This is a genomic window from Desulfovibrio sp., assembly GCF_009712225.1.
Classification (GTDB): Bacteria; Desulfobacterota; Desulfovibrionia; order Desulfovibrionales; family Desulfovibrionaceae; genus Desulfovibrio.
Map to the genome: position 1 here is coordinate 1 of NZ_WASP01000004.1, position 24811 is coordinate 24811.

Annotated in this window: 26 protein-coding genes; 7 read left to right on the forward strand and 19 right to left on the reverse strand. The window is 60.5% G+C overall.

Annotated elements, in window-relative coordinates:
• From F8N36_RS03485 to F8N36_RS03500, 4 genes are all read right to left on the reverse strand, one after another.
• On the reverse strand, positions 1–879 hold an 879-nt coding region (locus F8N36_RS03485), incomplete at its 3' end, for a translation initiation factor IF-2 N-terminal domain-containing protein (RefSeq protein WP_291331402.1).
• The gene (locus F8N36_RS03490; RefSeq protein WP_291331403.1) at positions 872–1132 is read right to left on the reverse strand and encodes a DUF448 domain-containing protein; all 261 of its coding nucleotides are present in this window, start codon (positions 1130–1132) and stop codon (positions 872–874) included. The genes F8N36_RS03485 and F8N36_RS03490, both read right to left, overlap by 8 nt.
• On the reverse strand, positions 1119–2432 hold the full coding sequence (gene nusA / locus F8N36_RS03495; RefSeq protein WP_291331405.1) for a transcription termination factor NusA: 1314 nt from the start codon (positions 2430–2432) through the stop codon (positions 1119–1121). The genes F8N36_RS03490 and nusA overlap by 14 nt, the downstream gene beginning before the upstream one ends.
• Positions 2433–2540: 108 nt before the next feature.
• On the reverse strand, positions 2541–3290 hold the full coding sequence (locus tag F8N36_RS03500) for a ribosome maturation factor RimP (RefSeq protein WP_291331406.1): 750 nt from the start codon (positions 3288–3290) through the stop codon (positions 2541–2543).
• 456 nt (positions 3291–3746) lie between these two features.
• On the opposite strand from F8N36_RS03500, the gene F8N36_RS03505 reads away from it, so the two are divergent.
• Entirely contained in the window at positions 3747–5285 is a 1539-nt protein-coding gene (locus F8N36_RS03505) for a methyl-accepting chemotaxis protein (RefSeq protein ID WP_291331407.1), read from the forward strand.
• A gap of 90 nt (positions 5286–5375) precedes the next feature.
• On the opposite strand, the gene thiF is transcribed toward F8N36_RS03505, so the two are convergent.
• From thiF to thiS, 4 genes are all read right to left on the reverse strand, one after another.
• Positions 5376–5990, reverse strand: coding sequence for a sulfur carrier protein ThiS adenylyltransferase ThiF (gene thiF / locus F8N36_RS03510; protein WP_291331408.1), 615 nt, complete (start codon positions 5988–5990; stop codon positions 5376–5378).
• A 95-nt stretch (positions 5991–6085) separates the two neighbouring features.
• Positions 6086–7204, reverse strand: coding sequence for a 2-iminoacetate synthase ThiH (gene thiH / locus F8N36_RS03515; protein ID WP_291331410.1), 1119 nt, complete (start codon positions 7202–7204; stop codon positions 6086–6088).
• A gap of 74 nt (positions 7205–7278) precedes the next feature.
• Positions 7279–8058, reverse strand: a complete 780-nt coding sequence (locus F8N36_RS03520; protein ID WP_291331412.1) for a thiazole synthase — start codon at positions 8056–8058, stop codon at positions 7279–7281.
• A 63-nt stretch (positions 8059–8121) separates the two neighbouring features.
• Positions 8122–8322 carry a sulfur carrier protein ThiS gene (gene thiS / locus F8N36_RS03525; protein WP_291331414.1) on the reverse strand — a complete coding sequence of 67 codons (201 nt, stop codon included), beginning with the start codon at positions 8320–8322 and terminating at the stop codon, positions 8122–8124.
• A gap of 801 nt (positions 8323–9123) precedes the next feature.
• Here thiS and F8N36_RS03530 point away from each other — a divergent pair.
• Complete coding sequence (locus tag F8N36_RS03530) at positions 9124–10965, forward strand: carbon starvation protein A (RefSeq protein WP_291331415.1); 1842 nt, start codon at positions 9124–9126, stop codon at positions 10963–10965.
• Positions 10966–11089: 124 nt separating this feature from the next.
• Here F8N36_RS03530 and F8N36_RS03535 read toward each other — a convergent pair whose 3' ends face one another.
• From F8N36_RS03535 to F8N36_RS03560, 6 genes are all read right to left on the reverse strand, one after another.
• A complete protein-coding gene (locus F8N36_RS03535) occupies positions 11090–11782 on the reverse strand; it encodes a DVU0298 family protein (protein WP_291331416.1) in 693 nt (230 codons plus the stop codon).
• Between the two features lie 191 nt (positions 11783–11973).
• The gene (locus F8N36_RS03540) at positions 11974–12573 is read right to left on the reverse strand and encodes a lysine exporter LysO family protein (RefSeq protein WP_291331417.1); all 600 of its coding nucleotides are present in this window, start codon (positions 12571–12573) and stop codon (positions 11974–11976) included.
• A complete protein-coding gene (locus F8N36_RS03545; RefSeq protein WP_291331418.1) occupies positions 12570–12902 on the reverse strand; it encodes a LysO family transporter in 333 nt (110 codons plus the stop codon). The genes F8N36_RS03540 and F8N36_RS03545 overlap by 4 nt, the downstream gene beginning before the upstream one ends.
• Before the next feature lie 91 nt (positions 12903–12993).
• Entirely contained in the window at positions 12994–13905 is a 912-nt protein-coding gene (locus tag F8N36_RS03550) for a hypothetical protein (RefSeq protein WP_291331419.1), read from the reverse strand.
• Positions 13887–15140: a bifunctional phosphopantothenoylcysteine decarboxylase/phosphopantothenate--cysteine ligase CoaBC gene (gene coaBC / locus F8N36_RS03555; RefSeq protein ID WP_291331420.1), complete on the reverse strand. Its 1254-nt coding sequence runs from the start codon at positions 15138–15140 to the stop codon at positions 13887–13889. The genes F8N36_RS03550 and coaBC overlap by 19 nt, the downstream gene beginning before the upstream one ends.
• Entirely contained in the window at positions 15137–15769 is a 633-nt protein-coding gene (locus F8N36_RS03560) for a hypothetical protein (RefSeq protein ID WP_291331421.1), read from the reverse strand. The genes coaBC and F8N36_RS03560 overlap by 4 nt, the downstream gene beginning before the upstream one ends.
• Before the next feature lie 117 nt (positions 15770–15886).
• Here F8N36_RS03560 and queA point away from each other — a divergent pair, with 117 nt between their 5' ends.
• Genes queA through F8N36_RS03585 form a run of 5 tightly spaced genes read left to right on the forward strand, consistent with a single transcriptional unit; the run spans position 15887 to position 19692 of the window.
• On the forward strand, positions 15887–16984 hold the full coding sequence (queA, locus tag F8N36_RS03565; protein WP_291331422.1) for a tRNA preQ1(34) S-adenosylmethionine ribosyltransferase-isomerase QueA: 1098 nt from the start codon (positions 15887–15889) through the stop codon (positions 16982–16984).
• Positions 16985–17023: 39 nt separating this feature from the next.
• Positions 17024–17248 (forward strand): ferredoxin family protein, encoded by a 225-nt coding sequence (locus tag F8N36_RS03570; protein WP_291331423.1) that lies wholly within the window; start codon positions 17024–17026, stop codon positions 17246–17248.
• Positions 17245–18351, forward strand: coding sequence for a 3-methyl-2-oxobutanoate dehydrogenase subunit VorB (gene vorB, locus F8N36_RS03575; protein ID WP_291331424.1), 1107 nt, complete (start codon positions 17245–17247; stop codon positions 18349–18351). Before F8N36_RS03570 ends, vorB begins: the two co-directional genes overlap by 4 nt.
• 2 nt (positions 18352–18353) lie before the next feature.
• Positions 18354–19157 (forward strand): thiamine pyrophosphate-dependent enzyme, encoded by an 804-nt coding sequence (locus F8N36_RS03580; RefSeq protein ID WP_291331425.1) that lies wholly within the window; start codon positions 18354–18356, stop codon positions 19155–19157.
• A complete protein-coding gene (locus F8N36_RS03585; RefSeq protein WP_291331426.1) occupies positions 19150–19692 on the forward strand; it encodes a 2-oxoacid:acceptor oxidoreductase family protein in 543 nt (180 codons plus the stop codon). Before F8N36_RS03580 ends, F8N36_RS03585 begins: the two co-directional genes overlap by 8 nt.
• A 103-nt stretch (positions 19693–19795) precedes the next feature.
• Here the strand turns inward: F8N36_RS03585 and fumC are convergent, their stop codons facing one another.
• From fumC to rodA, 5 genes are all read right to left on the reverse strand, one after another.
• Positions 19796–21259, reverse strand: coding sequence for a class II fumarate hydratase (fumC, locus tag F8N36_RS03590; RefSeq protein ID WP_291331427.1), 1464 nt, complete (start codon positions 21257–21259; stop codon positions 19796–19798).
• A 117-nt stretch (positions 21260–21376) separates the two neighbouring features.
• Complete coding sequence (gene gap, locus F8N36_RS03595; RefSeq protein ID WP_291331429.1) at positions 21377–22393, reverse strand: type I glyceraldehyde-3-phosphate dehydrogenase; 1017 nt, start codon at positions 22391–22393, stop codon at positions 21377–21379.
• A 116-nt stretch (positions 22394–22509) separates the two neighbouring features.
• Positions 22510–23064 carry a GAF domain-containing protein gene (locus F8N36_RS03600; RefSeq protein WP_291331431.1) on the reverse strand — a complete coding sequence of 185 codons (555 nt, stop codon included), beginning with the start codon at positions 23062–23064 and terminating at the stop codon, positions 22510–22512.
• A 180-nt stretch (positions 23065–23244) separates the two neighbouring features.
• Complete coding sequence (locus F8N36_RS03605; protein WP_291331433.1) at positions 23245–23586, reverse strand: polymer-forming cytoskeletal protein; 342 nt, start codon at positions 23584–23586, stop codon at positions 23245–23247.
• 22 nt (positions 23587–23608) lie between these two features.
• Entirely contained in the window at positions 23609–24715 is a 1107-nt protein-coding gene (rodA, locus tag F8N36_RS03610; RefSeq protein ID WP_291331435.1) for a rod shape-determining protein RodA, read from the reverse strand.
• Positions 24716–24811 lie beyond the last annotated feature (96 nt).

Genomic DNA, 24811 nt, shown 5'->3' on the forward strand with positions numbered 1-24811 from the left:
GCCATCACCCTGACGAGCGGGACGGGCTTCCTGCGTGGGCGTGGCACCGGGCACAGGGCGAGAAATAATACGAACCTGCGGAGCGGCAGGAGCCTCGGCGCGGGGTGCGCGACGCTGTGCAACGCCGTCTTCAGCGCCGTCGGCGGATTCGCTGCGAGGCTCGGAAGCACGCTGCGGCAGGGTGGGTGCGGAAGAGCCCTCGGGCATGGCCGAGGCATCGGGGCGCGCCACGCGGGCGGCCTTGGCGGCCTTGTCCTGGGCTTCGGCCTTTTCAGCCGGGGCTTCCACAACCTTGGCGGCGGGTGCTGCTTCGGTGGCCTTGGCGGCTTCCACAACCGGGGCCGCGGCGGGTGCTGCGGCAGCGGGGGCTTCCACTACTTCGGCTTCGGTACGGTCGCTGGGGCGGCTGATAACGCGCGCGGGCGAAATAACCTTGGCGGGCTTGACGATGCGCGCCTTGGCTTCTGCCGCAGGGGCAGCAGCCGGCTCGGCCTTGGGGGCCTTGGGCGCAACGGGTTCTTCCACCTTGGCGGCGGGTGCCGCTTCGGTTACGGGTTCGGCCACAGGGGCCTTTTCCTTGGGGGCGTCCAGTTCGACCGGCGCGGCAACGGGGGCTTCCTGCGCAGCGGATTCCGCTTCCAGCGGGGAGTCCTTGCGGCGGCGGCGCACGATAACGCTGGGGTGCGAACCGGTGCGCTCCGCATCAACCTGTTTCTGTTCGGCAAAGTAGTCGCGCAAGCGAGTGGCCTCCTCTGAGGTGACGGAACCGGTAGCGGATTTTACCGGCATGCCGAGTTCACGCGCGGCACGCAGCACATCCTTGGAATCCTGCGAGATATCCCCGCACAGATCCTTAATTTTTATCTTATCATCAGACATGTTTTCCCCCCTTGCGCCGTGTTCCGGGCCTGTACTTCGCGAACTTGGCCGCGCATACAGGATCGGAACATACATACCAGCCTCTGCCCGGTCTGGTTTTTTCTGCGTCTAAAGTCAAAATTCCCTGCTCCGCCAGCACATGACGGTCGAGGTCGGCCTTGGGAAAGCGGCGGCGGCAGATGACGCACATACGCTCCGGCCCATCACAGGCCTGCTCCCCGCCTTCAACGGGCGCAGCGTTATTCTTTTGCATCTCCGCTTTCCGTAGCGGCGGGCTTTGACAGCTCCACCGCCGAGGATTCGGGGGTGCTTTCTACAATCGGGGCCAGGAAGTTGATAGCCGAGCGCAGGTCTGCAATGCGGGCCGCGCTGATGGTGAGCTTGTCGGAAAGTTCCTGGTCCGTGGCCTCGCGCAGTTTGTCCAGCGAGCTGTAGCCCGCAGCCAGAAGCGCCTCAATGGAAACTTCGGCCACACTGGCAACCTGTTCAAGGCCGTGGCCAATGGCATTGGCCTCGTTGTAGCGGGTCTCTGTAAATATATCGACCTTCCAGCCAAGCAGGCGCGCGGCCAGCTTGACGTTCTGGCCCTTGCGGCCAATGGCGTTGGTCAGCTGGTCGTCGGGCACGATGACTTCAAGAAGGTTTTCTTCTTCATCCACCACGATGCGCGAAACCAGGGCCGGGGCCAGGGCATTGCGGGCATAGGTGGCAATGTCGGCGCTCCACACCACGATGTCGATGCGTTCGCCGTGCAGTTCCTGCACGATGTTCTGGATGCGCGAACCGCGCACGCCAACGCAGGCACCCACGGGATCAACGTCGCGCTCACGCGAGAGCACGGCAACCTTGGCGCGCGAACCGGGGTCGCGGGCCACGCCCATGATCTGCACGACACCGTCGTCAACTTCGGGCACTTCGCGGCGGAAGAGGGCGGCCATATAGTCGCGGTGCGAGCGGGAGACAACGACCTGTGGGCCGCGGCCTTCCTGGCGCACTTCAATAATAAGAGCCTGCACGCGGTCACCGCGCTTGTAGTGCTCGCGGGGAATCTGTTCCTCACGCGGCAAAATGGCTTCGGTGCGGCCCAAGTTCACAACCCAGCCGCCCTTGTCGCGGCGCTGCACGATGCCCGACACGATTTCGCCCACGCGGTCCTTGTATTCGGTGTAGATGATTTCCTGCTCTGCATCACGCATGCGCTGGATGATCACCTGCTTGGCAGACTGGGCGGCAATACGGCCCAAGTCTTCCACCTTGACGCGGAAACCCATTTCGTCGTCCACCTGCACGGAAGGATCGTGCTTGATGGCTTCGGAATATTCGATCTGGGTGTCGGGATTGGCGAAATCGTCGTCTTCCATGACGATTTTGAACTGGTAGACCTCAATGTCGCCGGTTTCGTCATTGTAGGTCACCTCAACGTCCATATCCTCGCTGAAGCGGCGCAGCACCGAGGTGCGCACGGCTTCTTCAAGCGTGACGATGAGCATGTTGCGGTCAAGACCCTTATCTTTGCTGATCTGGTCGATGGCCTTTTTGAGTTCAAGATTCATGGGTGCCTCCGGCTGCTGGCGCTGCGGCGTAAATATCTCTGGTTACTGCGGCATGCGGTGGGCCAGTGCTTCTGGCCACGCAATGAGGTTGTGCAGTTGCGTCAGGTTTTACAGGTTCTCTTCAGAACCGCTTGATTTAGATTTTTTTGTTTTGCCCGGCTTGCCTTCGGCCTTGCCCTTGCTGGCCTGGGCCTTGCCGGCCGGCGCTTTTGCACGCCCCTTGCCCGGCTTTTGCGGCTGCCTGAAAATGTACATGCGGCTTGCCCGGCGCACAGCCTCCCAGGGAATGACCACAGGGGGCAGGGCTTCGGGCATCACGTCGCCCTCTGGCGAAATGGTGGCGGGGGCCAGAGTAAAAGAATCGTCTTCTACCGCAAGCAGTTCGCCGCGCCAGATGCGGCGGGGGCCGCCGTGCGAGGGGTTGGGGCCTTCGGGCGCGCCTTCGTTGATGGCTACGGCCCTGAGCAGGCGGGCCTCAACCACATCGCCCATGTAGTGGCGCATCTGGTCAAGGCTGAAAAAAAGGCGTGTAAGGCCGGGGGTGGAAACCTCCAGCACATACGCTTCGGGAATGGTGTCTTCTACCTCAAGGGCAAGGGCCACATGGCGCGAAATTTCTTCGCACTGGCCAAGAGAGGCAGAAAGCGCGACCAGGGCGGGCGCATCGGTATCGTCGTTGTCGAGGGGAGCGGGGTCGGGCTGAGCGTCGGTTGCCGCAGAAAACGGCACGTCAACAAAGAGCCGAACTACAGTGCGCCCGGCACGGACGATTTCCACCCCCCAGATAACCAGACCCAGTGAGGTTGCCACGGGTTCGGCAAGGCGAGCGATGGTTTCTTTGAGTGCGTCGTCGGTCATTCGTTTCTTAGAGCATTCCTTTGCGCTGCAAATGCGCTTGCCTGGCGGGTTCGTCCTGTCACAAGGACAAAAAAAAGGGGGCCCATTCAGGCCACCCCGCAGGAACTGCGTTCCGCATCAGGATGAACAGTGGCGTGAACGCCAACTGCTTTGAATGGGTTTCATTATCTTGATGAAAAAAAATTGTCAAGGTGTTTGTGGCAGGCAGACAATAAATGACAAATTGTGCAGTCGTAGCTTGATTGATGGATCAATCTTATCGTAAAATGTCAAAAAAGACACAATCTTTTTCGGAAAACTAATTTTTTTTCAATAACTGCCGAAATGCAGATTGAGAAGGAAGTTTTGACGCAGCACCATTGGCAGTGGGATGCGTCAGTTTTACAGATGCTGGCAGAGGGGCCGCAGTGCAGCCCGGATATAAGCTTAGAATATGCTTGAAAGTGAGGTAGTTCTGTGAATTTCAAATTTCTCTTGAGCTGTTGCACGGTGGCCCTGCTTGCGGCTGGACTGGGCTTTGGCGCAACCTATGTGACCGGCATGGCGCTTGCGGGCGTGGCGGTCAGCAGCCTTGTGGCGGCACTTGGAGCCTTTGCTGTTGGCCGCGCTCTGTGGGGCGGCGCCGTGAGCCAGGCTGTGGATGCCGTATGCGGCATTGCCGCCATGCCGGGCAATCTGGTTCACACCGACGACCCCGCGCTCAAGCCCCTCTTCTCGCGCCTTGAAGACCTGCGTCAGGTGTACAAGAACGACAAGGAATACAAGGACGGCATACTGCGCGGCCTGCCCATGCCCTATCTGCTGGTAGATACCAAGGAACGTGCGCTCAGCACCAACCGCGCCTGTCTGAACATGCTTGAAATTGACGACAGCATAGAGTCGTGCCTTGGCAAAACACTGGCGGAGCTGTTCTATAACGACCCCACCCGCAAGACCGCCGTGGGCAAAAGCATAGCCACCGGTGAGTGCTTCAAGAACCTTGAGGTCACCATTGGCGGCCACAAGGGCGGTAGGGTAAACGTGCTGGCCAACGTGTTTCCCATCTACAATTCCGGTGGCGAATGCATTGGCGGCATGTGCGTGTACGTGGACATGACCGCTCTCAACAATGCCCAGCGTGAAATTACTGAAAAGAACCAGCGCATGGCCGAAGTGGCTCAGGCGCTGGAAGAAACCATGGACGAGCTGGCAAAGATTGTTGAGGCCCTTACCTCCAGCATCCGTCAGTCTGACAAGAACGCCGCCGTGGCTGCCGGCCAGCTGGGCGAGGCTGCGTCGGCCATGGGACACATGAATTCCAGGGTGCAGGAAGTGGCCATCAATGCGGATAAAGCCGCGGAGGCCTCTGCCCACACCATGACCAAGGCGACCACCGGCGCCGAGGTGGTGCAAAACGCCCTGCACGGCATTGAAAACGTGCACAAGGTCACGCTTGAGCTGCGTACGGACATGGCGCAGCTGGAAACGCACGCCCGCGCAATCACGGAAATCATGAACGTCATCTCCGACATTGCCGACCAGACCAACCTGCTGGCTCTCAACGCCGCCATCGAAGCGGCCCGCGCTGGCGAAGCCGGACGCGGTTTTGCCGTGGTGGCCGACGAGGTGCGCAAGCTGGCTGAAAAGACCATGGCCTCCACCACTGACGTGGGTCGCGCCATCAATTCCATTCAGCAGAGCGCCGCCAAGAGCATGGCCTCCATGGACAATGCCGTGCAGCAGGTGGAGCAGGCCACAGATTTTGCCAAGCAGTCTGGTCAGGCTCTGGATGATATCGTGGGCACGGTGGAAGACACCGTTGGTCAGGTCAAGGCCATTGCCGCCGCCAGCGAGGAACAGTCTGCCGCCAGCGGCGAAATCAACCACACCATCGAGCAGGTCAACCGCATGGTGGCCGATACCTCTGAATCCATGGGCCACGCAAATCAGGAAACCAGCAAGTTGCAGGAACTGACCGGCAAGCTTGAAGACCTGACGGCGCAGCTTAAAGAGTAGCACAAATTAGCCGCAAGGCAGTACAAGACCCGTTTCCATCGTTTGTTACGCTGGAAACGGGTCTTTTGTTTTGTCTGAAATGTCAGGCTGCTAGTCTGGGGCGTGCGCGCCCAGCACCATTTCGAGCACGGCGTCGGCCAGCAGGGCCGCCGCCTCGGTAACGCGCGGGGCCAGTGGAGGGGCCAGCATCACATCGGTGCTGAAGTCGCCCACCAGCACCAGATTGCCCAGGTGCCGCTTGCCCATGGCCTTGCCGCCCCAGCCTCCCATGCCCGAGGCGCTGGCGATGCGGTAGCCGCCCAGCAGGGCTGTTTCCACCAGCAGGGTTTTGTCGTCCGGGCCGTCGAAAGCCTCTACCCAGATGGGGCAGGCGGGCAGCAGGGTGCCGATGTTGTGCTGGTCCATGCGCATGCGGCGGGTTTCCACCTGGATGGCCGGATTCAGCTCCAGCAGCAGTTCGGCCAGAGCCTCCACCTTGGGGCGGCCCACATGCCGGGGCCAGTACTGCTGGCGGTTGAGATTCGAGGCGTCCACCACATCGTCGTCCACCACCAGCATATTGCCAATGCCGCTGCGGGCCAGCATGAGCGCCGCGTTGGAGCCCAGCCCGCCTGCACCGGCTATGCCCACGCGTGCCGAACTCAGGGCGTCTATCTGTTCCGGACTAAGGTAGCGGGCAAGCCCGGTATGAAGCGCATTATGCATGGGTGCATCCATTGTGGAAAAATGTTGGACGACAGGCTGCTGTTGCCCGCAGGGCGGCCCGGCAGGTACCAGACCGCCTTGCGGCGGGCATATCTTTATACGGCGACGGGGTCTTCCCAGTCCTTGAGCACGGCCTGATAGCCAATGCCAGCAAGGGAAGCGGCCATTTCTTCAAGGCTGCGGCAGTCAGTGATTTCAAATTGGCCGGGATTGTGCAGATCTTCTGTGGCGCGGCCACCCACGGCGGTGGATACACCTGCTGAAACGCGGGTAACGCCGATCGGTACGAGATGGTCGCGCATAAAGGCGCTCTCGCGGCTGGAGCAGGTGATGCCCGCGCGCGGCAAAAAGCAGCGCATGGCCGTAACGTACTGCACCAGCTGACGGTCGTCCACGGCGTACTGTACGTCAAAGCTGCCCTCGTGCGGGCAGATGCGCGGTATGGAAACGCTCATGTCCACACCGGGGTAGTGGCGTTGCAGCCACCATGCGTGCAGGCCCGTGGCAAAGGCATCCTGCTCGAACGATTCCAGACCCAGCAGCGCACCCACGCCAATGGAACGTATGCCGCCCTCTGCGGCGCGCTGGGGCGCATTGAGCCTGAAACCGTAGTCGTGCTTGGGCCCCACGGGGTGCAGCCACGCGTACAAGTCGGGATTATATGTCTCCTGAAACATGGTCATACTGTCCACCCCGGCATCGACCAGCAGCCTGTATTCGTCTGTGGTGAGCGAGTAGACTTCAACCCCCACCGAGGCAAAGCGCGGCTTGATGCGGCGGGCCGCGTCGGCAATGTACTGCGGCGAGGACAGATGCCGGGCATCTCCGGTGAGCAGCAAAATGTGCTGAAAGCCCTTGTCGGCGATCACGTCCGCTTCTGCGGCGGCTTCGTCAATGCTCAGGTGACGGCGGGGCTGTTTGTTTTTGGCGTTAAAGCCGCAGTACCGGCACTGGTTGGTGCAGACATCCGATATATAGAGCGGGGTAAAGATATTCACGGCCCTGCCAAAAAAACGCAGGGTCAGGTCGCGCGCACGCTGGGCCATGGACTCAAGGTGCGGGGCTGCCGCAGGCGAGAGCAGGGCGAGAAAGTCGGCCGGTTGCAGAATTTCTTTTTGCAATGCAGCCAGCACGTCCGCCTCTGTAGCATTTGCGGCGGCCGCGGCCCTGCGTTCTGCGGGCCATGCTTGCAGATATTCCTGAAAGGTTTCCATGTATGATCCTTATAAAGCGGTCGGCAGCCAGCAGCGGGCTGGCGGTCAACATGGGTGCGTGGTTGAAGGATGGCCTAGCGGAGAAATCCCGTCAGCGGCGAGGAAGCCTCTGCCCCCTGGCCCTGTGCCTTGACGGCTCCCGGCCCGGCAAGCCATGCATCGCGCCCGGCGCGAACCGCAGCACCAAAGGCGCGGGCCATGCTGACGGGATCGCTTGAAGAAGCGATGGCCGTGTTCACAAGACAGGCCGCAGCGCCCATTTCCATGGCTTCGCAGGCCTGCGAAGGACGGCCGATGCCAGCATCCACGATAATGGGCAGGTCAATTTCTTCAATCAGAATGCCCACCATTTCTCTGGTGCGCAGGCCCCGGTTGGTTCCAATGGGCGCACCAAGCGGCATAATTGCCGCCGCGCCAGCCTCTGCACATGCGCGGGCCACGTAGAGGTCGGGGTTGATGTAGGGCAGAACGGTAAAGCCCTCTTTTGCCAGAATTTCTGTTGCTTTGGCGGTTTCGTAGCCATCGGGCAGCAGGTGGCGGGTGTCGGAAATAACCTCGATCTTGATCCAGTCGCCGCAACCGGCGGCGTGGGCCAGCCGGGCCAGCCGCACGGCCTCGTCGGCGGTTCTGGCACCAGAGGTGTTGGGCAAAAGCCGCATATGCGGGGGAATATGCCCCATAATGCCCTGGGTATCCTGCTGCTTGCCCACGCGGCGCATGGCCACGGTAATAACCTCGGCGCCGCTGGCCTCAGCCACGGCGGGGATGAGGCTGTCAGCGCCGTATTTGCCCGTACCTATAAAGAGGCGGCTTGCAAGGGTAACGCCGCCAAGAATGAAAGGATCGTTGTTCATTGTGCTCTCCGTCTGGGATATGCTGGTAGTAGAATGGGGTGCCGTCAGTTTCTGGGGCATTGCCTAGCCGCCGCCCACGAAGTGCACGATTTCCAGACAGTCGGCCTCGCAGAGCATGGTTTGGGAAAAATGCTCGCGGGGCAGAATTTCTCCATTGCGTTCAACCACCACCCTTTTGGTGTCATGCCCGCGTGCGGCCAGCAGATCGGCCACGCTGCATGCTGCGGCGAAGGATTCGGTTTCCCCGTTGATTGTGACATCCATACGCGCCTCCAGAAGAAAACAGCCTTGGGCGTGTTTTCCAAGTTTGAGGTTGTAATGGTTCGCGGGGGTGCAAACGGCAAAAAAATACCCGCAGAACCATTACGGCTGCGGGCGAGCACAATCCTGCAAAAAAGCAGGTTGGCCAGCTTCCCTTCGTCGGTACTATCCGCGTCAGGTGCAGAATCGCGTCTTTCTGTGCGATTCTAGGGGTCAGGGCGCTATCACCCTTTCTCAGCCTCTCGGGCTCCCCCAGCCGGTGCAAGAACATTAGGCCTTGCCCCCAAGGAATGCAAGCAAAACCGGGATGCCTGTCGCCATTTGCCCCATCTGCCGGAAAATGCACGCAAAAGGTCAAAACAAAGTTCTTGCGCGATTTCACGAAAAGGGTGAAAATTTTCACATCACTGTGGGAGTGTACGCATGCAGGCCGGGTATCTCCGGTAATCAGGCTGATTACTGTACATCAGTTCTGCATCGGGTGCGAGTTCTATAAAACTATGTAGAATTTTTGCGGATTTTTATCTGTCAAAAAGTTTCACGGTGTATGCTCAAAGACAATTTGTATGGACATGGTCTTTTAATGGGAGTAGGTCGAAAGCAGGAAACTGTATGATTAGCAATGTTGACCAGTGAACAGGGGATTGCTGGTTGGTCGCCGTTTTTTGCGCGACGCATTGGCAAGGAGGAAGCAGGTTGTGCGTCGTCCCAAGGGTTCAGTACTATTTGTCTGGGGCAGATGCTGAGTGACTCTGGGACGGGCTGCCAGTGTGCTGCCCGAAGAACAAAACAGGGAGAGAGAAGATGGAAAGTTTAGAGCATATCAATGCCCTAACGCTTGTATTTGCGGCATTGTGCATATTTGCCATCGCCTACCGCGTGTACGGCATTTTTTTGGCAAACAAGGTGCTGCGCCTCGATGCAGGCCGCATTACCCCGGCCGTGCGTTTCGCTGACGGCCACGACTATGTTAAAACCAACGAATTTGTGCTTTACGGCCACCACTTTGCCGCCATCGCGGCTGCTGGCCCGCTGGTTGGCCCTGTGCTTGCGGCGCAGTTTGGCTACCTGCCCGGTGCCCTGTGGATTCTGATCGGCTGCGTGCTTGGCGGCGCCGTGCATGACATGGTGGTGCTGTTTGCCTCTGTGCGCCACAAAGGGCAGAGCCTTTCGGCCATTGCCCAGCGTGAAGTGGGCCCCGTTACGGGTACCGTGGCGGGCATCGCCGTATTGTGTATTCTTATTCTGACCCTGGCCGGTCTTTCGCTGGCCTGCATCAGCGCCATGCACAATGCGCCCTGGTCGTTGTTTATCGTGGTCATCACCATGCCCATCGCCATGCTCATGGGCCTGATCATGCGTTTCAAGCAGAACAGCGTCATGCTGGCCAGCCTTGTGGGTCTGGTGCTGCTGGTGGTCGGTATTCTGAGCGGTCACGACCTCATGCAGAAGGACGTGCTGGGTTGGGCCTTTGACTGGAACCGCGACACCGTGGCCCTGGCCATTGCCGGTTACGGCTTCCTGGCCTCCGTGCTGCCCGTGTGGTTCCTGCTGGTTCCCCGCGACTATCTTTCCACCTACCTCAAGATCGGCACGATCCTCATGCTGGCCGTGGGCATCATCTTTGTGCAGCCCACCCTGCTCATGCCCACCATCACGCCCTTCATCAACGGCGGTGGCCCTGTGATCGGCGGCCCGGCTCTGCCCTTTATCTTTATTACCATTGCCTGCGGCGCCATGTCTGGCTTCCATGCCATTATCGGCACGGGTACCACGCCTAAAATGATCGGCAACGAACGCGACATTCTGTTTGTCGGTTACGGCGCCATGCTTACCGAAGGCTTTGTGGCCATCATGGCCCTTATCGCCGCCTGCACCCTGATGCCCGGCGACTACTTTGCCATCAACTCCACTCCCGACAAGTTCAGCTCGCTGATCGCTGCTCACCCGGCGCTGAACACCGTTGACCTGGGCTTCTTTGAAGAAAAGATCGGCCTGAACCTGCACGCCCGCCCCGGCGGCGCTGTTTCTCTGGCCGTGGGTATGGCCCACATCTTCCACAAGATCCCCTACATGGATCACCTGATGGCCTACTGGTACAACTTTGCCGTCATGTTTGAAGCCGTCTTCATCCTGACCGCAATCGACGCCGGTACCCGCGTGGGCCGATTCTTCCTGCAGGAAATGCTGGGCAAGGTTTACGCGCCCTTTGGCGACAAGAACTGGACCCCCGGCGTGTACATCACCAGCTTTATCTTCACGTCCATGTGGGGCTATCTGATGTACACCGGCAACATCAGCAACATCTGGCCCCTGTTTGGTCTGAGCAACCAGCTGCTGGCAGGCTGCGCACTCATCGTGTGCACCTCCATGCTGCTGCGCATGAACCGTGGCAAGCTCAGCCTTGTTACGGCTATCCCCGGCGTGTTCCTGACCGCCGTGACCTTCTGGGCTGGCTATCTGCAGGTTACCAAGACCTACATCCCCGGCGGCAAGTACTTGCTTGCCTTCCTGGCCTGCCTGGTCATGGTGCTGATGGTCTTCGTGCTCGTGGGCACCATCCGTCGCTGGCTTGAGCTCATGAACACCAAGGGCACGGTCAACGACGCCTACGGTGAACCCGTGCGCGCCCTGGCCGAAGAATAACTGGATCGCTGCCTCGTGCAGCTGGCATAAAAAAGCTCCCCCGGAATTTCGGTTCCGGGGGAGCTTTTCGTTTCAGAAGGTGCAGGTTTTGGACAGCGCTGGCCGTGCCAGTCTGCAAGCCGTGTTATTTCTGGTTGCCTTCCAGAGCCTCGGCAGCAATCTGGCTGGCGGTTTTTTCGTACACATCGTCACCGTCAAACAGTTCACAGGGCGCTGAGTTGCCAGAATCGGCCAGCCGACGCAGGGCGGGCGCATCCATGAGGTCGCGGGGCAGCTGGGCTAGCGCCCAGGCGGACATGCCCCTGCAGACCATATCCTCGTCTTCCAGCCCCTTGAGAAGCCACTGCCGGGCAGTAAGGCACAGTTGCGGGCGGGCCTGCGCAAGACGGCCAATGGCCCAGTAGCACGAGCGGCGCAGGGTGTCGTTGTCGCAGTAGTTGTCGTCGCGGCCAAGATCAATGACGTAGCTGATGAGAATACGGTGAAAATCCTTGGCCAGAGGTTCGCTGGCGGCCAGAATTTCTGCAAAGGCTTCGGGTATGCCCCAGCCGATATTGCCGGATTCTTCGTTGAGGTGCCACATGAGGCGGCGGATGATGTTTTTTGCAGTTTCCGGCTGTTCCTGTGCCAGCCGGGCCGTTATCTGCCCAAGGGCAACTGCGGCTCGGTGCATGGTGAGCGGGCCGAGCAGCAGAAAGGAAAAAAGCGGGCCTATGTTTTCGAGGCCGTCCTGGGCTATTTCGTCAAGGTGATCGCGCCACTGGGGGCCGGTCAGACATTCCTTGAGCTTTTGTTTTGCTGAACGCATGCGAGCCATGAGCAGTTCCTCCACGGTCTGTTTTCAGGCTTGCAGACATAGTGAGCGCTTTTGGAGGATATGGCAAGGTGTGTCGTCCGACAGGCGTGCGGTTTCGTCTTCCCGGCTGGAGGCACAGAGAATTTGCTGCTCTTCGGGTGCGGAGTTCAGCCGTTCGGGGAAGCTTGGGAGGCTCGCGCTGATCTGGCAGCCTACAGCGTACAGAAGAAAATCACCCAGAAGGGCACACTGAAATCGAGTACCATGGCATGCACAATGGAAACAAAAATCCACTCCTTGCCGCAATAGCGCGTAATCACAGGCAAGGTTGTATCCATGGTAGACGCGCCACCACAGCTGATGGGTATGAGCGGCCCAAATTTTTTTGCCAGCAGCGGCGTAAGCAGCAGGGTAATGAGCTCGCGGGCGATATTGCTGATAAGCGCAATGGTGCCAAGCTCTGCCCCCTTGTACTGCGAAATGAAGATGGACGACAGCGAGTAGTAGGCAAATCCCGCCCCCACAGCCATGCATTCACTCACGCTGTACGCCAGAAACAGGCTCGCAAGGGCTGTGCCGGCAAATGTCCCCACTGTTGTGGCCATGGGCAGCAACAGCACGCGGGGGCGCAGGGTGCGCAAAATTTCGCCGAGCCTGCGGTCTGAGCCGATGGAAATACCCACCAGCAGCATGAGCAGCCACAGGGCGTACACCGTGCAGTCGTGTTCAATCAGATAGGACGGTATCAGGTCCAGCCGGGCCAGCAATACGCCGGAACAGAAGAAAAACAGAATGATGAGGCTGCCCTTCATGCCCTGTTCTCCGGCCTGACGTTGGCAGCGGCATCAGGTTTACCCGCAAGCGGCGCGGGCGTGGGCGATTTGGGAAAAAAGCGGCTTATGAGGCCTACGCACACAAAGGAGCCCAATATGCCCGCAACTGTCAGCGCAAGGGCCGCGCCGCCCAGGCGGGGCAGGGACTGCATGAGCAGTTCATTGCTGCCCACAGAAATGCCCAAGGCAAAGAGCAGCAGCATGATGGCGGGGGTTACACAGCGGGTCAGCCAGGTGATCCATGGCTGGCCGCGCAGCAGAAAACCAAGGGCCATGCCAAGAAATGTGAGTCCAAGCGCGATAAACATGAAACGACAGTCTCCTCGACACCGCAGGGCGGTGCTGATGTGGCGTCAGCGCATGCGGCTGACGCGTGACGCATCAGGAACGGGCCGGTGGCTAGCGCAAAAAGTGGCGCAGGGCATCACGCAGCAGGGCCAGCATGGATGCGTAGCGCTGGTCGAGCTGCAGCAGGTTGTCCACGTCCCAGAGAACCCACACAAGCTTGCCGCGATGCCGAATCTGCAGCGGTGGACGCAGGCCGCCGGGCAGGGCAACCGCGTGTGCGGCGGCCGACCCCATGACAACCACGCCTCTGGCCTTGAGTTGCATGGCTCCCGACCAGAAAACATCGGAGTTTGCCACATAGGGGCTGTTCTGCTCCTGCTGCTCGGCTGTGGGCAGTGCGGCCGGGTCTGGCGGCAGGCACGAGGGCCAGAAGGTGTGCGTACCGGCAGGGTGCCCCAGATCCTGAAGCAAACGCTGCAAAAACTGGCGGCGCTCAAGCCTGCCGGGGGTTTGTGGATCGCACAGGTCCGGGCCGAGATTCCAGTATGTCCACAGTACGGGGCCGGGGCGTGTCTGTTCCAGCCGCGTCTGCCACGGCGAGGGCCACACGTGGGGCGGCAGGGGCAGCCATGGGGCGGGTTTGCCCTGATCTGCCGTCTGCCCGTCTGCGTGTTCGGCATGGTCGGGTGAGTGGGGCTGCGCCTGATTTTGAGGGCGAACCTGCTGGCGGGCCTGACCTGGCTGGTTTTGATTTGCCCGGACCTGATCAGGTTGGGCCTGAGATGCTTGCGCACGGCTTTGCTGCCAAGGCTGACGCTCGCGAGGTTGACCCTCGTGCGCCTGGCTCGCCTGTGGCTGGCCCGTGCGTGCGTGCGTGGGCTGCACGCGAGGCTCACCGCCAGAAAGTGCACGTGCAGGATCCTGCGGAGCGGCAAAGGCGTCAAAGCCGTCTGGCATGAGCAGGCTGGTAAGCCCCCGGCGCTGCCACAGCGCGCTGACCGGGTTTACGAGCGCAAAAGCCATGAGCACAGTTCCCAGGCCACGTCGGCCTTGCTTTGGTTGGGCCAGATTTCCTCATGCCCGGTGGCGTCCACCACCGCCATGGAATTGGTAGCCGCGCCAAAGCCACTGTCGGTTGTGTTGACGCGGTTGGCGGCCAGCACATCAGCATTTTTGCGCTGCCGTTTGGCGTGGGCCAGCGGCAGCAGGGCCTGCATGTCGGCGGCGGTTTCAGCGGCAAAGCCCAGCACTTTCTGGCCGGGTTTGCGGCCATGCGAAAGCGTGTGCAGAATGTCCGGGTTGGGCGTAAACGATACGGTGAGTCCGTCGGGCGCGTCGGCTTTCTTGAACTTGCGCGCACCAAAAGGCTTGGGCGAAAAATCCGCCACCGCAGCGGTAAACATGCCCATGTCCATGCCGGGCCAAAGGTCGGATGCCGCTTCAAACATGTCGCGCGCGCTCACCACGTCAACACGCGTAATCTCGCGGGGCAGGCGTGTACGCACGCCGGGGCCGCAGACTACGGCTACCTCTGCGCCGCGCAGCCACGCGGCCACGCCAAGGGCCGCGCCCATGAGGCCCGTGGAGGGGTTGGACCAGAAGCGCACGCCGTCCCAGGCCTCGCGGGTGGGGCCAAGGGTGACCATGACGCGTTTGCCCGCCATATCCTGCGGTGAAAGTGCACGCAGCGAAGCAAGAAAAATGTCGTGCAGGGGCGCAAGACGGCCCTCGCCCTGCTCGCCGCATGCCGTGCCGCCGCAGGCGGGGGTAACAATGCGCGCGCCGCGCTGGCGCAAAATGTCAATGTTGGCCTGAGTTGCGGGGTTGTTCCACATGCGGGGGTTCATGGCAGGGGCGATAACCATGGGGCCGTCAAAGGCCAGAGCCTGTGCGGCCAGCATATCGCCAGCCGCGCCGTGTGCCAGACGGAACAGTGCGTCGGCCGAGGCCGGGGCCACCACAAGTGCCTGGGCGTGCTGCCCCGGTTCCAGATGTGAAAAAACATCCTGCCCCGGCGAAAACATGTCTTCGTACACGGGGGCCGCGCCCAGCGACTCGAACAGCAGAGGGGTTACAAAACGTCGCGCGCCAGGCGTGAGCGTGGCGGAAACGTGCATGCCCATGCCTGTCCATGCGCGCAGCAGGTCGGCAGCCCTGTAGCAGGCCACAGAGCCGCATACGCCAAGGTGCAGCCGCTTGCGTTCAAAACGGGTGCTCTGGTCAAAGGGAGTGTTCAGTCCACTTTTGGCTTCGCTCATAGGTTGCGCTCCTGAATGCCGCCCTTGTTGCCGCCCCAGCTTTCGGAAAAACCGGGTTTGGGCGCAGAATTCATGCCTCCGCCTCCGCCAGTGCTTTCACTGTAGCCAGAGGTGCCGCCTCCGCCACTGTTGCTGCTGCCGCCGCCGCTGGTGTAGCCGGTGGCTCCGGTATTTTCCTGCATGGGCAGGGTTGCGCCGTCGGGCATGCGGTCTGCAGCCCAGATGGCCAGTACGGTTCCGATGGCCTCGCGCTCGATGGTGAGGGTAGCGATGGAATTTCCCCGCTCGTACACATACACGCCGCGCACGCCCCTGCGTTGCGCCTGGCGCAGGTGCCAGCCCTGGCTTTGAAGGCCGTTGTGCATGGTCTGGGCGACATAGCCCATATCTACATCGCCTCTAAATATTTCAAGCCCTTGTGTTCCCCCGGTACCGGGAACCTGATAGCCGTGGGTGGGAAAGCGCTGCATGCCGGCAGGGGTGGAAACAGCCAGCAACTGACTTTTTCCCGTATCCACGCCACCCGTAAGGGGGTCATTGGAAAAGGGATTACTGATTTCCATGGACGAACAGCCCGCCATCAGGGCGGCAAGCAGAGTGACTGCAAGGATGACAAGCGGGCGCTGCATGGCTATAATCTCCTCCTTCCGGTGCGGAATGCCCGGAATCAATCCAAGTACACTAGCCCCTCAACCGCATGCTGACAAGCCCGCCGAGAGAGGGGTTCATAACGAGGCCCACGTACCATGCCCACTGAGGAAGCGGATTTTCTTCTCGAAAGTTATAATTTTGAATTGCCCGAATCGCAGATAGCCCAGTTCCCACCCGAGGAACGCGGGGCTTCTCGTCTGCTGGTCATGCCCCGCGAGGGCGCGCTCGAGCTTGAGCACCACCAGTTCTGCGATCTGCCAGACTGCCTGCCCGAGGGGGCGCTGCTGGTAGCCAACAATTCGCGTGTATTGCAGGCGCGTCTGCTTGGCACGCGCTCTACCGGTGGCAAGGTAGAGTTTCTGCTGCTTACGCCGTTGCCGTTGGTGCTTGAACGTGCGCGGCCCGACAAACTTGGCGGTACAAGCGCCGAGGTTGAGGGGCTCATACGCTCTGGCGGCAGCATTCGTGACGGCGAACGCCTTGAATTTGGCGCGGGTATTAGCGTAACCGTGCTGGAATCGGGCGAATTTGGTCACCGGCGCGTACGGCTGGCTTGGGACGGGGATCTTTCCAAGGCCTTTGCGGCCACCGGGCACATTCCCCTGCCTCCCTACATCAAGCGTACTGATGCGGAAGAAGATCTGAGCCGCTACCAGACCATCTACTCCCGCGAGGACAAGACAGGCTCTGTGGCCGCGCCCACGGCCGGTCTGCACTTTACCCCTGAAATGCGCGAAACCCTCAAAGCCAGAGGCTTTCAGTGGGCCGACGTAACCCTCTATGTGGGCTACGGTACCTTCAGCCCTGTGCGCAGTGCCGACATACGCGGCCACCGCATGCACAGGGAATACGTGGAAATGCCCGAAGCAACGGCCCTGGCCATTGCCGAGGCCAAGCGTGAAGGGCGGCCCGTGATTGCCGTAGGAACCACAAGCCTGCGCTGCATGGAAGGTGTGGCCGAGCTGTGTGGCAGGGTTCAGCCCTTTACCGGCTGGACAGACATCTTTTTGTACCCTGGCAGGCGCCTCCGTGTAGTGGATGCCCTGTTGACCAATTTCCACTTGCCTGAATCTTCCCTGATCATGCTGGTTTCTGCCCTGGCTGGGCGCAAGCGTGTGCTTGCGGCATATGCCGAGGCCGTGAGCAGGGGATACCGGTTCTTCTCATATGGCGATGCCATGCTTATTCGCTGATTGTTTCATGACGCGGGTGTGGAATCCCAAGGAGCTGAAATGTCGAGAGTTGTATTTTTGGAAGAGCGCTGCAAGGGCTGCCGCCTGTGTGTGGAAGTCTGCCCGGTGCACATCCTGAAACCTTCGGGCCGGTTCAACCGTCACGGTTATGAAGTGATGGAAATGGACGGCCAATGTACGGGCTGCGCTTCGTGCGCGGTCATGTGTCCCGATGTGGCCATACGCGTGTTCAAAAGCGCGAAAACCAAGGGGGGCAAGGCATGAGCGCTGCAACAGAACGTGTGCTCATAAAGGGCAACGAAGCCGTGGCCTTTGGTGCCATTGATGCGGGCTGCCGCTGCTATTTCGGTTACCCCATCACCCCGCAGAACGAAGTGCCCGAAGCGCTTTCAACCCTTCTGCCTGAGGCGGGTGGCCAGTTTGTGCAGGCCGAAAGCGAAGTGGGCGCCATCAATATGGTGCTGGGTGCTGCCGCCAGTGGCGTGCCCGCACTTACCTCGTCCTCCAGCTGCGGCATTTCGCTCATGCAGGAAGGCATCTCGTACATGGCGGGTAGCCAGATTCCCGGTGTGATCGTCAACATGCAGCGCGGTGGCCCCGGCCTTGGCGATATCGGCCCCTCGCAGGGCGATTATTTTCAGGCCGTCAAGGGCGGCGGGCACGGCGACCATCGCAATCTGGTACTGGCCCCCTCCACCGCTCAGGAATGCTACGACTTCATGTTCAGGGCCTTTGCCCTGGCGTTCAAATATGCCAACCCGGTCATGGTGCTGGGCGACGCCATTGTGGGGCAGATCAAGGAACCCGTGCGCCGCGTGCCACCCAGGGACGCCGTGCCCGCTGAAGATCTCGCCACCCTTGCTGCGCCGTGGCGCATGGAAGGCTTTGGCCGTCGAGGCCCCGGTGCCCAGCCCCGCCTGCTCAAGTCGGTGTATCTGGCTGAAGGCGCGCTGGCCGAGCGCAACCGCATGCTCATGCGCAAATACGAATCCATGAAGGCCGACTGTGCTTTTGAATGTGTGGATACCGACGATGCCGAACTGATCGTGGTGGCCTTTGGCTCCATCGCCCGTATCGCCCGCAGCGCCATACGCCAGCTGCGCGCAGAGGGTCACAAGATCGGCCTGTTCCGGCCCATCACCCTGTTCCCCTTCCCCGAAGAAGCCCTGTGCGCCCTTGCGCCCGGCAGGCGTTTTCTGGTTATGGAGCAGAACACGGGGCAGATGGTGGAAGATGTCCGCCTGTCCCTCTTCGGCCAGCCGGGCGTTTCGCCCGCATCCGTGCTGTGGCACGGCGTTATGCCGGGCCTGTTCATCGGTGCCGATGCCCTGCGCGACCCCATGCTTCAGGCCCTCAAGGAGAAATAATCATGCAAGCTCAGGAACTGGACGCATTGCGTCCCGCCGAGGGCGAAAGCCTGGTTTTTGATACAAACCCCGTGCTCAACGAGCGCCCCACCCACTATTGCCCCGGCTGCCACCACGGTATTGCCCATCGGCTGGTGAGCGAGGTGCTGCACGAGCTGGGCGTGGCTGACCGCACCATCTTGGTGGCGGCCGTGGGCTGCGCGACCTTTACCTATGACTATTTCAACGTGGACGGCCTCGAGGCCCCGCATGGCCGCGCCTGCGCCGTGGCCACCGGCGTGCGCCGCGCGCGTCCCGACTCTGTGGTCTTTACCTATCAGGGCGACGGTGACATGGCCGCCATCGGCATGGCCGAATCCATGCACGCCGCCAACCGTGGCGAAAAGATCACCGGTATCTTTATCAACAACACGGTGTACGGCATGACCGGCGGGCAGATGGCCCCCACCACCCTTGTGGGGCAAAAAACCACCACATCGCGGGCAGGGCGTTCCATCGGCAACGAGGGTGGCCCCATACGCATGGCCGAAATAATGGCCCAGCTCGACGGCGTGGCCTATTCCGCCCGCTGCTCACTGCATTCGGTCAAGCATGTGCGCGAAGCCAAAAAGGCCGTGCGCAAGGCCTTTGAGGTGCAGCTGCAAGGGCTCGGTTTTGGCTTTATCGAGCTGCTTTCAGGCTGCCCCACCAACTGGCACATGGACCCCATTGCCGCCAACAACCGCATTGCCGAGGCCATGATGCCCGTATTCCCCCTTGGGGTTTACAAGGACGTGACCGCCAACGTGGAGGCCGAGCATGCCTAACGCGTATCAGGATGTGATCATCGCCGGTTTTGGCGGTCAGGGCGTTATGCTTATTGGCAACCTGCTGGCTCAGGCTGGTATGGAACACGGGCTTGAGGTGAGCTTTATCCCCGTTTACGGGGCTGAAATGCGCGGCGGCACGGCCAACTGCACCGTGGTGCTCGACGAGCACCCCATTGGTTCACCCCTGGTGCGCGAACCTCTGTCCACCATCATTCTCAACGAACCCTCGCTTGCCAAGTTTCAGTCCCGTCTGGCGGCAGGCGGCGTGCAGATCGTCAATGCCTCGCTGGTGGCGCAGAACCTGCTCGATGCCAGCAAGCGCACGGTGTACATTCCCGTCAACGACATGGCTCACGAGCTGGGCAATGTGAAGATGGCCAACATGGTGGCTCTGGGCGCATGGCTCAAGGCCACTGGCGCACTGCCCCTCAACGTGGTGCAGGATGCCCTGAACCGCGTGGTGAGCGCCCACTATGCCAAGCTGATCTCTGCCAACGCCAAGGCGCTGGAGCAGGGCTACAACTTCGCGTAACACGGCCCGCCCCGCCAGGGGCCAGGGTCTGGAATAAAAAATCCGGCAGGGGTTTGCGCCCTTGCCGGATTTCTGTTTTTTTGCCGTTCGCGGCCCTGTGGGATCAGGCCCCTGCCAGGCCACGCCCGATCATGGTTTCTGGCCGCACGATGCTGTCAAACTGTTCTTCTGTCACCGCGCCCAGTTCAAGGGCGGCCTGTTTAAGGGTAAGACCCTCTGCAGAGGCTTTTTCCGCAATTTTTGCAGCCTGCTGGTAGCCGATAACCGGTGAAAGCGCCGTGACCAGCATGAGCGAATTGTTGAGGAAAAATTCAATTCTGCTTCTGTTGAGCTCTGTGCCCTCAACGGAATGCTGCCGGAACTTGCGGCAACCATCGGCGAGAATGTGCATGGAGTGCAGCACGTTTGTGACAGCCACGGGGCGCATGACGTTGAGTTCAAAGTTGCCCTGACTGCCCGCAAGAGCCACTGTGCTGTCGTTGCCCATGACCTGTATGGCAATCATGATCAGCGATTCGCACTGGGTGGGGTTGATCTTGCCAGGCATGATGGACGAGCCGGGTTCGTTTTCGGGCAGTTGCAGCTCGGCCAGACCACAGCGCGGGCCTGCCGCCAGCCAGCGCATGTCGTTGGCTATCTTGATGAGCGCCACGGCAAGGCCGCGCAGGGCCGCGCTGAAGCGCACAATGGCATCCTGCGAGGCGAGGGCCATGAACTTGTTGGGATCGGTGACAAATGGCTTGCCCGTGATGTCTGCCAGCTCTTTTGCCACGGCTTCGCTGAATCCCACAGGCGCGTTGAGGCCCGTGCCCACGGCAGTGCCGCCCAGTGCCAGCGGATAAAGCCCCTCGCGCGCGCTTATAATGTCTGCCTCGCAGGCCCGCAGCTGGGCGGCATAGCCAGACCATTCCTGCCCCACGCTGAGGGGCACGGCATCCTGCAAATGGGTGCGCCCTATCTTGACCACATCCATCCACTGCACGGCCTTGCGCTCAATGGTCTGGGCCAGGGCCTGCATCTCGGGCAGCAGCCTGCTGTCGCAGCTCTGTACCACTGCAAGGTGCATGGCCGTAGGAAAGGCATCGTTGGACGACTGGCTCATGTTCACGTCGTCGTTGGGGCCAACGGGCTTCTGGCTGCCCATGGCCCCGCCCAGCAGCTGTATGGCGCGGTTGGACAGAACCTCGTTGACGTTCATGTTGGTCTGCGTGCCCGAACCTGTCTGCCACACGTACAGGGGAAAGTGGTCGTCCAGCAGGCCTTCCATGCCCTCTTGCGCGGCCTGGTCGATGCCCTGAGCCTTCCACAGGGGCAGCCGTCCCATGCGGGCGTTGACCCTTGCGCTGGCCTTTTTGATAAGGCAGAGAGCGCGGCAGATTTCAATGGGCATTTTGTCGTCGCCGATGGCAAAGTGCTCCAGCGAGCGCTGGGTCTGTGCGCCCCAGTATCGGTCTGCGGGCACCATTACCCGTCCCATGCTGTCGAATTCCTCACGCTGGCCTGCGGCGTCTATGCCCACCGCAAGATCAAGTATACGCGGTTCATCGTTATTTGGCGTGCTGTCCATAATCCGCTCCTCCTTATGCGGCAAAAGCCCCCGGTCCACGCTGTGCGCGGAAGCCGGGGGCCTTCTCGGTCGGATGCGCCCGGTTGGATGTGCCCGGACGTTTGCAACTGGCAGCTGCTAGAAGCCTTTGGCTCCCATCAGGCAGGCCAGATCGCACACGCGGTTGGAATAACCCCATTCGTTGTCGTACCAGGCCACAATCTTGACCAGGCGGCCTTCCTGCACGGTGGTGTAGGGGGCCTCAAGAATGGAGGAATGCGGGTCGCCCTTGAAGTCCATGGAAACCAGCGGCTTTTCGTTGTAGGCCAAAATGCCCTTGAGGTAGGTTTCCGAGGCAGTCTTGAGCTCGCCGAGCAGGGTTTCGGTGTCGGTGGATTTTTCCAGAATACCCGAAAAGTCCACCACAGAAACCGTGGGCGTGGGAACACGCAGCGAGTAGCCGGTGAACTTGCCCTTGAGTGCGGGAATAACCTTGGCAACAGCCTGAGCCGCACCCGTGGAGGTGGGGATGATGTTGCAGGCGGCGGCGCGGGCGCGGCGCGGGTCCTTGTGGGCCATATCAAGAATGCGCTGATCGTTGGTGTAGGCATGGATGGTGGTCATGTTGCCCATCTCGATGCCAAACTTGTTTTGCAGCACAAGGGCCACAGGGGCCAGGCAGTTGGTGGTGCACGAGGCGTTGGATACAACGTGGTGCTTGGCCGGGTCGTACTGCTCGTGGTTCACGCCCATGACGATGGTGATGTCTTCGTCCTTGGCCGGGGCGGTGATGATGACCTTTTTGGCGCCGTTTTCGATGTGTACGGCGGCCTGGGTGGCAGAGCGGAAGATGCCCGTGCTTTCCACAACGATATCAACGTCGTATGCGCCCCAGGTCAGCTGCTTGGGGTCGCGCTCGGCAAAGCAGTGGATCTTCCAGTCGCCCACGGTGGCATCCTGCCCGTCCACCGTGGCGTCAAGGTGGGCGCGGCCATATACCGAATCGTATTCCAGCAGGTGAAAGTTGGATTCCGCGTCAAAAAGGTCGTTGATGGCAACCACTTCAACGCGGTCGCGGTAGCTCTGGTGCAGGGCGCGGAAAACCTGCCGGCCAATGCGGCCAAAGCCGTTGATGCCTACTCTGATTTTTTTCATATGCAAGTTCCTCATAACGTAGAGGGAAATGGCGGGAGCCACTGGCCGTATCAAAGGGCCGATGAGGCCGACGAGCGCCAATGGCTGTGCCAGCCCGCCGCGCAACGGCTCAGTGCCTAGTCTTCGTAGACCGAATAGGCGTGTTTGGCCATCAGCTCGTAGTTGTTGCGCAGGGCTTCGTGCAGACGCGAATTTTCAATGGCCAGCGCAGAAATGGCGGCCACGGCTTCCATAAAGGTAACTTCGTCGGCACTGAATTCACGCTCTTCGGCGGAATAGACGCGGATAAGGCCAATGGCCTTGCCGTCGGCCATAAGCGGGGCAGACAGCACGGAAACCAGACCCTCGGCCTTGGCCGATTCGGGGTACTGGAAGCGTCCGTCGGCGGTGGCGTCCTTGAGGTGGATGGTTTTGCCCGAAAGCACTTCGCCATCAAGGCCGCTACGTTTTACTTCAACGGGGCCCTTGCGCATGTATGTGGTGGAAAGACCGTGGGCGGCGCTGGGCAGCAGAAAGCGGCTCGTGCTGTCGAGCAGGCGGATGGTACTGGCCTTGCAACCCATGGTGGCTGCGGTCTGCTCGGTAATCTTGTGCAAAACTTCGCGGGGCTCAAGGCTGGAATTGATGACCAGCGCCACATCCCTGAGCGCACGGAAATAATCGTGTGCCATAGGTGCCTCCTGAGGAAAGCGTTTCGACAGGTTGGGAATTCTGTCGCGCAATAATTGTTAAACTGGTTGATAACACGTTTTCCAGTTGCAACTATGCGCTATTTTCCTGCATCAGGCAAATGCGGCTGCACAACCCGGCGGCAGAAGGGCTGCCGGGTGGGTCACGCCAGTGGCAAACACTTAAGCCTTGGGCTTGGCAGGGGCCTTCATGCTGATCTGCCCCTCGATGATGCCGCCTTCTTCAGTGAGCAGGTTGGGCGTGGTAACCTGGCCTTCAAGCACGCCGGTATTGTATACCACCACGCGGCGCTTGGCGGTCACCTCGCCGTTAAAACGGCCCGAAAGCAGCAGCTCTCCCACATCAAGGGTTCCCTGCACCTGGGCGTCCTTGCCCACGTTGAGGGTGCCGTCGCTCACGATTTCGCCGGTGTAGCGGCCTTCGATGCGCACAGTGCCCTTGAAGTGCAGTTTACCTTCATAGACGGTATCAGAGCCGAGGTAGGCTATTTCGTCTTTTGCCACGTGTATCTCCCTTGGCTTGCGGTTAGCTCTTGAACATGAAACGGCGCATGGACACGTTAAGAACTATGCCCAGCAGGGTGAAGTTGACCACCGTGGCGCTGCCGCCGTAGCTGATGAAGGGCAAGGGAATGCCCACCACCGGCATGAGGCCGATAACCATGCCCATGTTGATGAATATTTGCCAGAAAAAGTAAAAAAACACGCCCACCACCAGGGTACTGCCAAAGCGGTCCTTGGCCTGCACGGCGGAGGAAAAGATGGAAAGTAAAAACAGGCAGAACAGGGTTACCAGGGCAACACAGCCCACAAAGCCCCATTCCTCGCCAAAAACGGCCACGGCAAAGTCAGAGTGGCGTTCGGGCAGAAAGCGCAGCTGGCTTTGCGTGCCCTCGCGAAAACCCTTGCCCCACAGCTCGCCAGAACCAATGGCAATGCGTGACTGGATGATGTGATAGCCGGTGCCCCGCGGATCATTGCCGGGGTCGAGAAACGTGAGGATACGCTGCCGCTGGTAGTCGTGCATGCCCACAAACCACATGAAGGCCGCAGCGGCCGGGGCGGCCAGCAGGCAGGTCTTGAGCACGTAGCCCTTGAGGCCGTGGAACAGTATCATGCCGCCCATGATAAGCAGAATAAGCAGGGTAGTGCCAAGGTCGGGCTGAATGACAATGAGCCCGCAAGGTATGAGCCCTACGCAGAGCACGCTGAAAAAGTGTTTCCAGCCCAGTGGGCGGCTGTCGCGCGCTAGCAGGCGGGCCACAAGCACAAGCACCGAGAGCTTGGCCATTTCAGAGGGTTGTATGCTCATGAAGCCCAGAGAAATCCAGCGCTTGGCGCCGTATACCGTCTTGCCCGCAATGGGGACAAGCAGGAGCAGAAATACTGTTATGAGAAAGAACGGCCAGGCCAGATTACGCAGCTGGCGGTAGTCAAAAAGCATGGCCAGCAGCATGCACACAAGGCCGCACAGGCCCCAGATAAGCTGCCGCTGATAGAATGGATTGAGGGACATGCCGGACTCAATCCTTGTGCCGCTGGCAGAATACAGGTTGCCCACGCCCACAAGATAGAGCAGCAGCATGCAGGCCAGAAGGCCCCAGTTGATATAGCTGTATAGGTGTTTGTCCATGCTGCCTGTCCGCTTGCCGGTGTGCCTGTTTTCTGATTGGTGTAAAAAATGTCGTTGCCGCCTGCGGCGGCGCGCCGGGCGGGCGAGTAGGCTGCC

Coding starts and splice junctions, on each gene's coding strand:
- F8N36_RS03490 (WP_291331403.1), bottom strand. CDS start 1,132: ATGCAAAAGAATAACGCTGCGCCCGTTGAAGGCGGGGAGCAGGCCTGT.
- nusA (WP_291331405.1), bottom strand. CDS start 2,432: ATGAATCTTGAACTCAAAAAGGCCATCGACCAGATCAGCAAAGATAAG.
- F8N36_RS03500 (WP_291331406.1), bottom strand. CDS start 3,290: ATGACCGACGACGCACTCAAAGAAACCATCGCTCGCCTTGCCGAACCC.
- thiF (WP_291331408.1), bottom strand. CDS start 5,990: ATGCATAATGCGCTTCATACCGGGCTTGCCCGCTACCTTAGTCCGGAA.
- thiH (WP_291331410.1), bottom strand. CDS start 7,204: ATGGAAACCTTTCAGGAATATCTGCAAGCATGGCCCGCAGAACGCAGG.
- F8N36_RS03520 (WP_291331412.1), bottom strand. CDS start 8,058: ATGAACAACGATCCTTTCATTCTTGGCGGCGTTACCCTTGCAAGCCGC.
- thiS (WP_291331414.1), bottom strand. CDS start 8,322: ATGGATGTCACAATCAACGGGGAAACCGAATCCTTCGCCGCAGCATGC.
- F8N36_RS03530 (WP_291331415.1), top strand. CDS start 9,124: ATGGAAAGTTTAGAGCATATCAATGCCCTAACGCTTGTATTTGCGGCA.
- F8N36_RS03535 (WP_291331416.1), bottom strand. CDS start 11,782: ATGGCTCGCATGCGTTCAGCAAAACAAAAGCTCAAGGAATGTCTGACC.
- F8N36_RS03540 (WP_291331417.1), bottom strand. CDS start 12,573: ATGAAGGGCAGCCTCATCATTCTGTTTTTCTTCTGTTCCGGCGTATTG.
- F8N36_RS03545 (WP_291331418.1), bottom strand. CDS start 12,902: ATGTTTATCGCGCTTGGACTCACATTTCTTGGCATGGCCCTTGGTTTT.
- F8N36_RS03550 (WP_291331419.1), bottom strand. CDS start 13,905: ATGGCTTTTGCGCTCGTAAACCCGGTCAGCGCGCTGTGGCAGCGCCGG.
- coaBC (WP_291331420.1), bottom strand. CDS start 15,140: ATGAGCGAAGCCAAAAGTGGACTGAACACTCCCTTTGACCAGAGCACC.
- F8N36_RS03560 (WP_291331421.1), bottom strand. CDS start 15,769: ATGCAGCGCCCGCTTGTCATCCTTGCAGTCACTCTGCTTGCCGCCCTG.
- queA (WP_291331422.1), top strand. CDS start 15,887: ATGCCCACTGAGGAAGCGGATTTTCTTCTCGAAAGTTATAATTTTGAA.
- F8N36_RS03570 (WP_291331423.1), top strand. CDS start 17,024: ATGTCGAGAGTTGTATTTTTGGAAGAGCGCTGCAAGGGCTGCCGCCTG.
- vorB (WP_291331424.1), top strand. CDS start 17,245: ATGAGCGCTGCAACAGAACGTGTGCTCATAAAGGGCAACGAAGCCGTG.
- F8N36_RS03580 (WP_291331425.1), top strand. CDS start 18,354: ATGCAAGCTCAGGAACTGGACGCATTGCGTCCCGCCGAGGGCGAAAGC.
- F8N36_RS03585 (WP_291331426.1), top strand. CDS start 19,150: ATGCCTAACGCGTATCAGGATGTGATCATCGCCGGTTTTGGCGGTCAG.
- fumC (WP_291331427.1), bottom strand. CDS start 21,259: ATGGACAGCACGCCAAATAACGATGAACCGCGTATACTTGATCTTGCG.
- gap (WP_291331429.1), bottom strand. CDS start 22,393: ATGAAAAAAATCAGAGTAGGCATCAACGGCTTTGGCCGCATTGGCCGG.
- F8N36_RS03600 (WP_291331431.1), bottom strand. CDS start 23,064: ATGGCACACGATTATTTCCGTGCGCTCAGGGATGTGGCGCTGGTCATC.
- rodA (WP_291331435.1), bottom strand. CDS start 24,715: ATGGACAAACACCTATACAGCTATATCAACTGGGGCCTTCTGGCCTGC.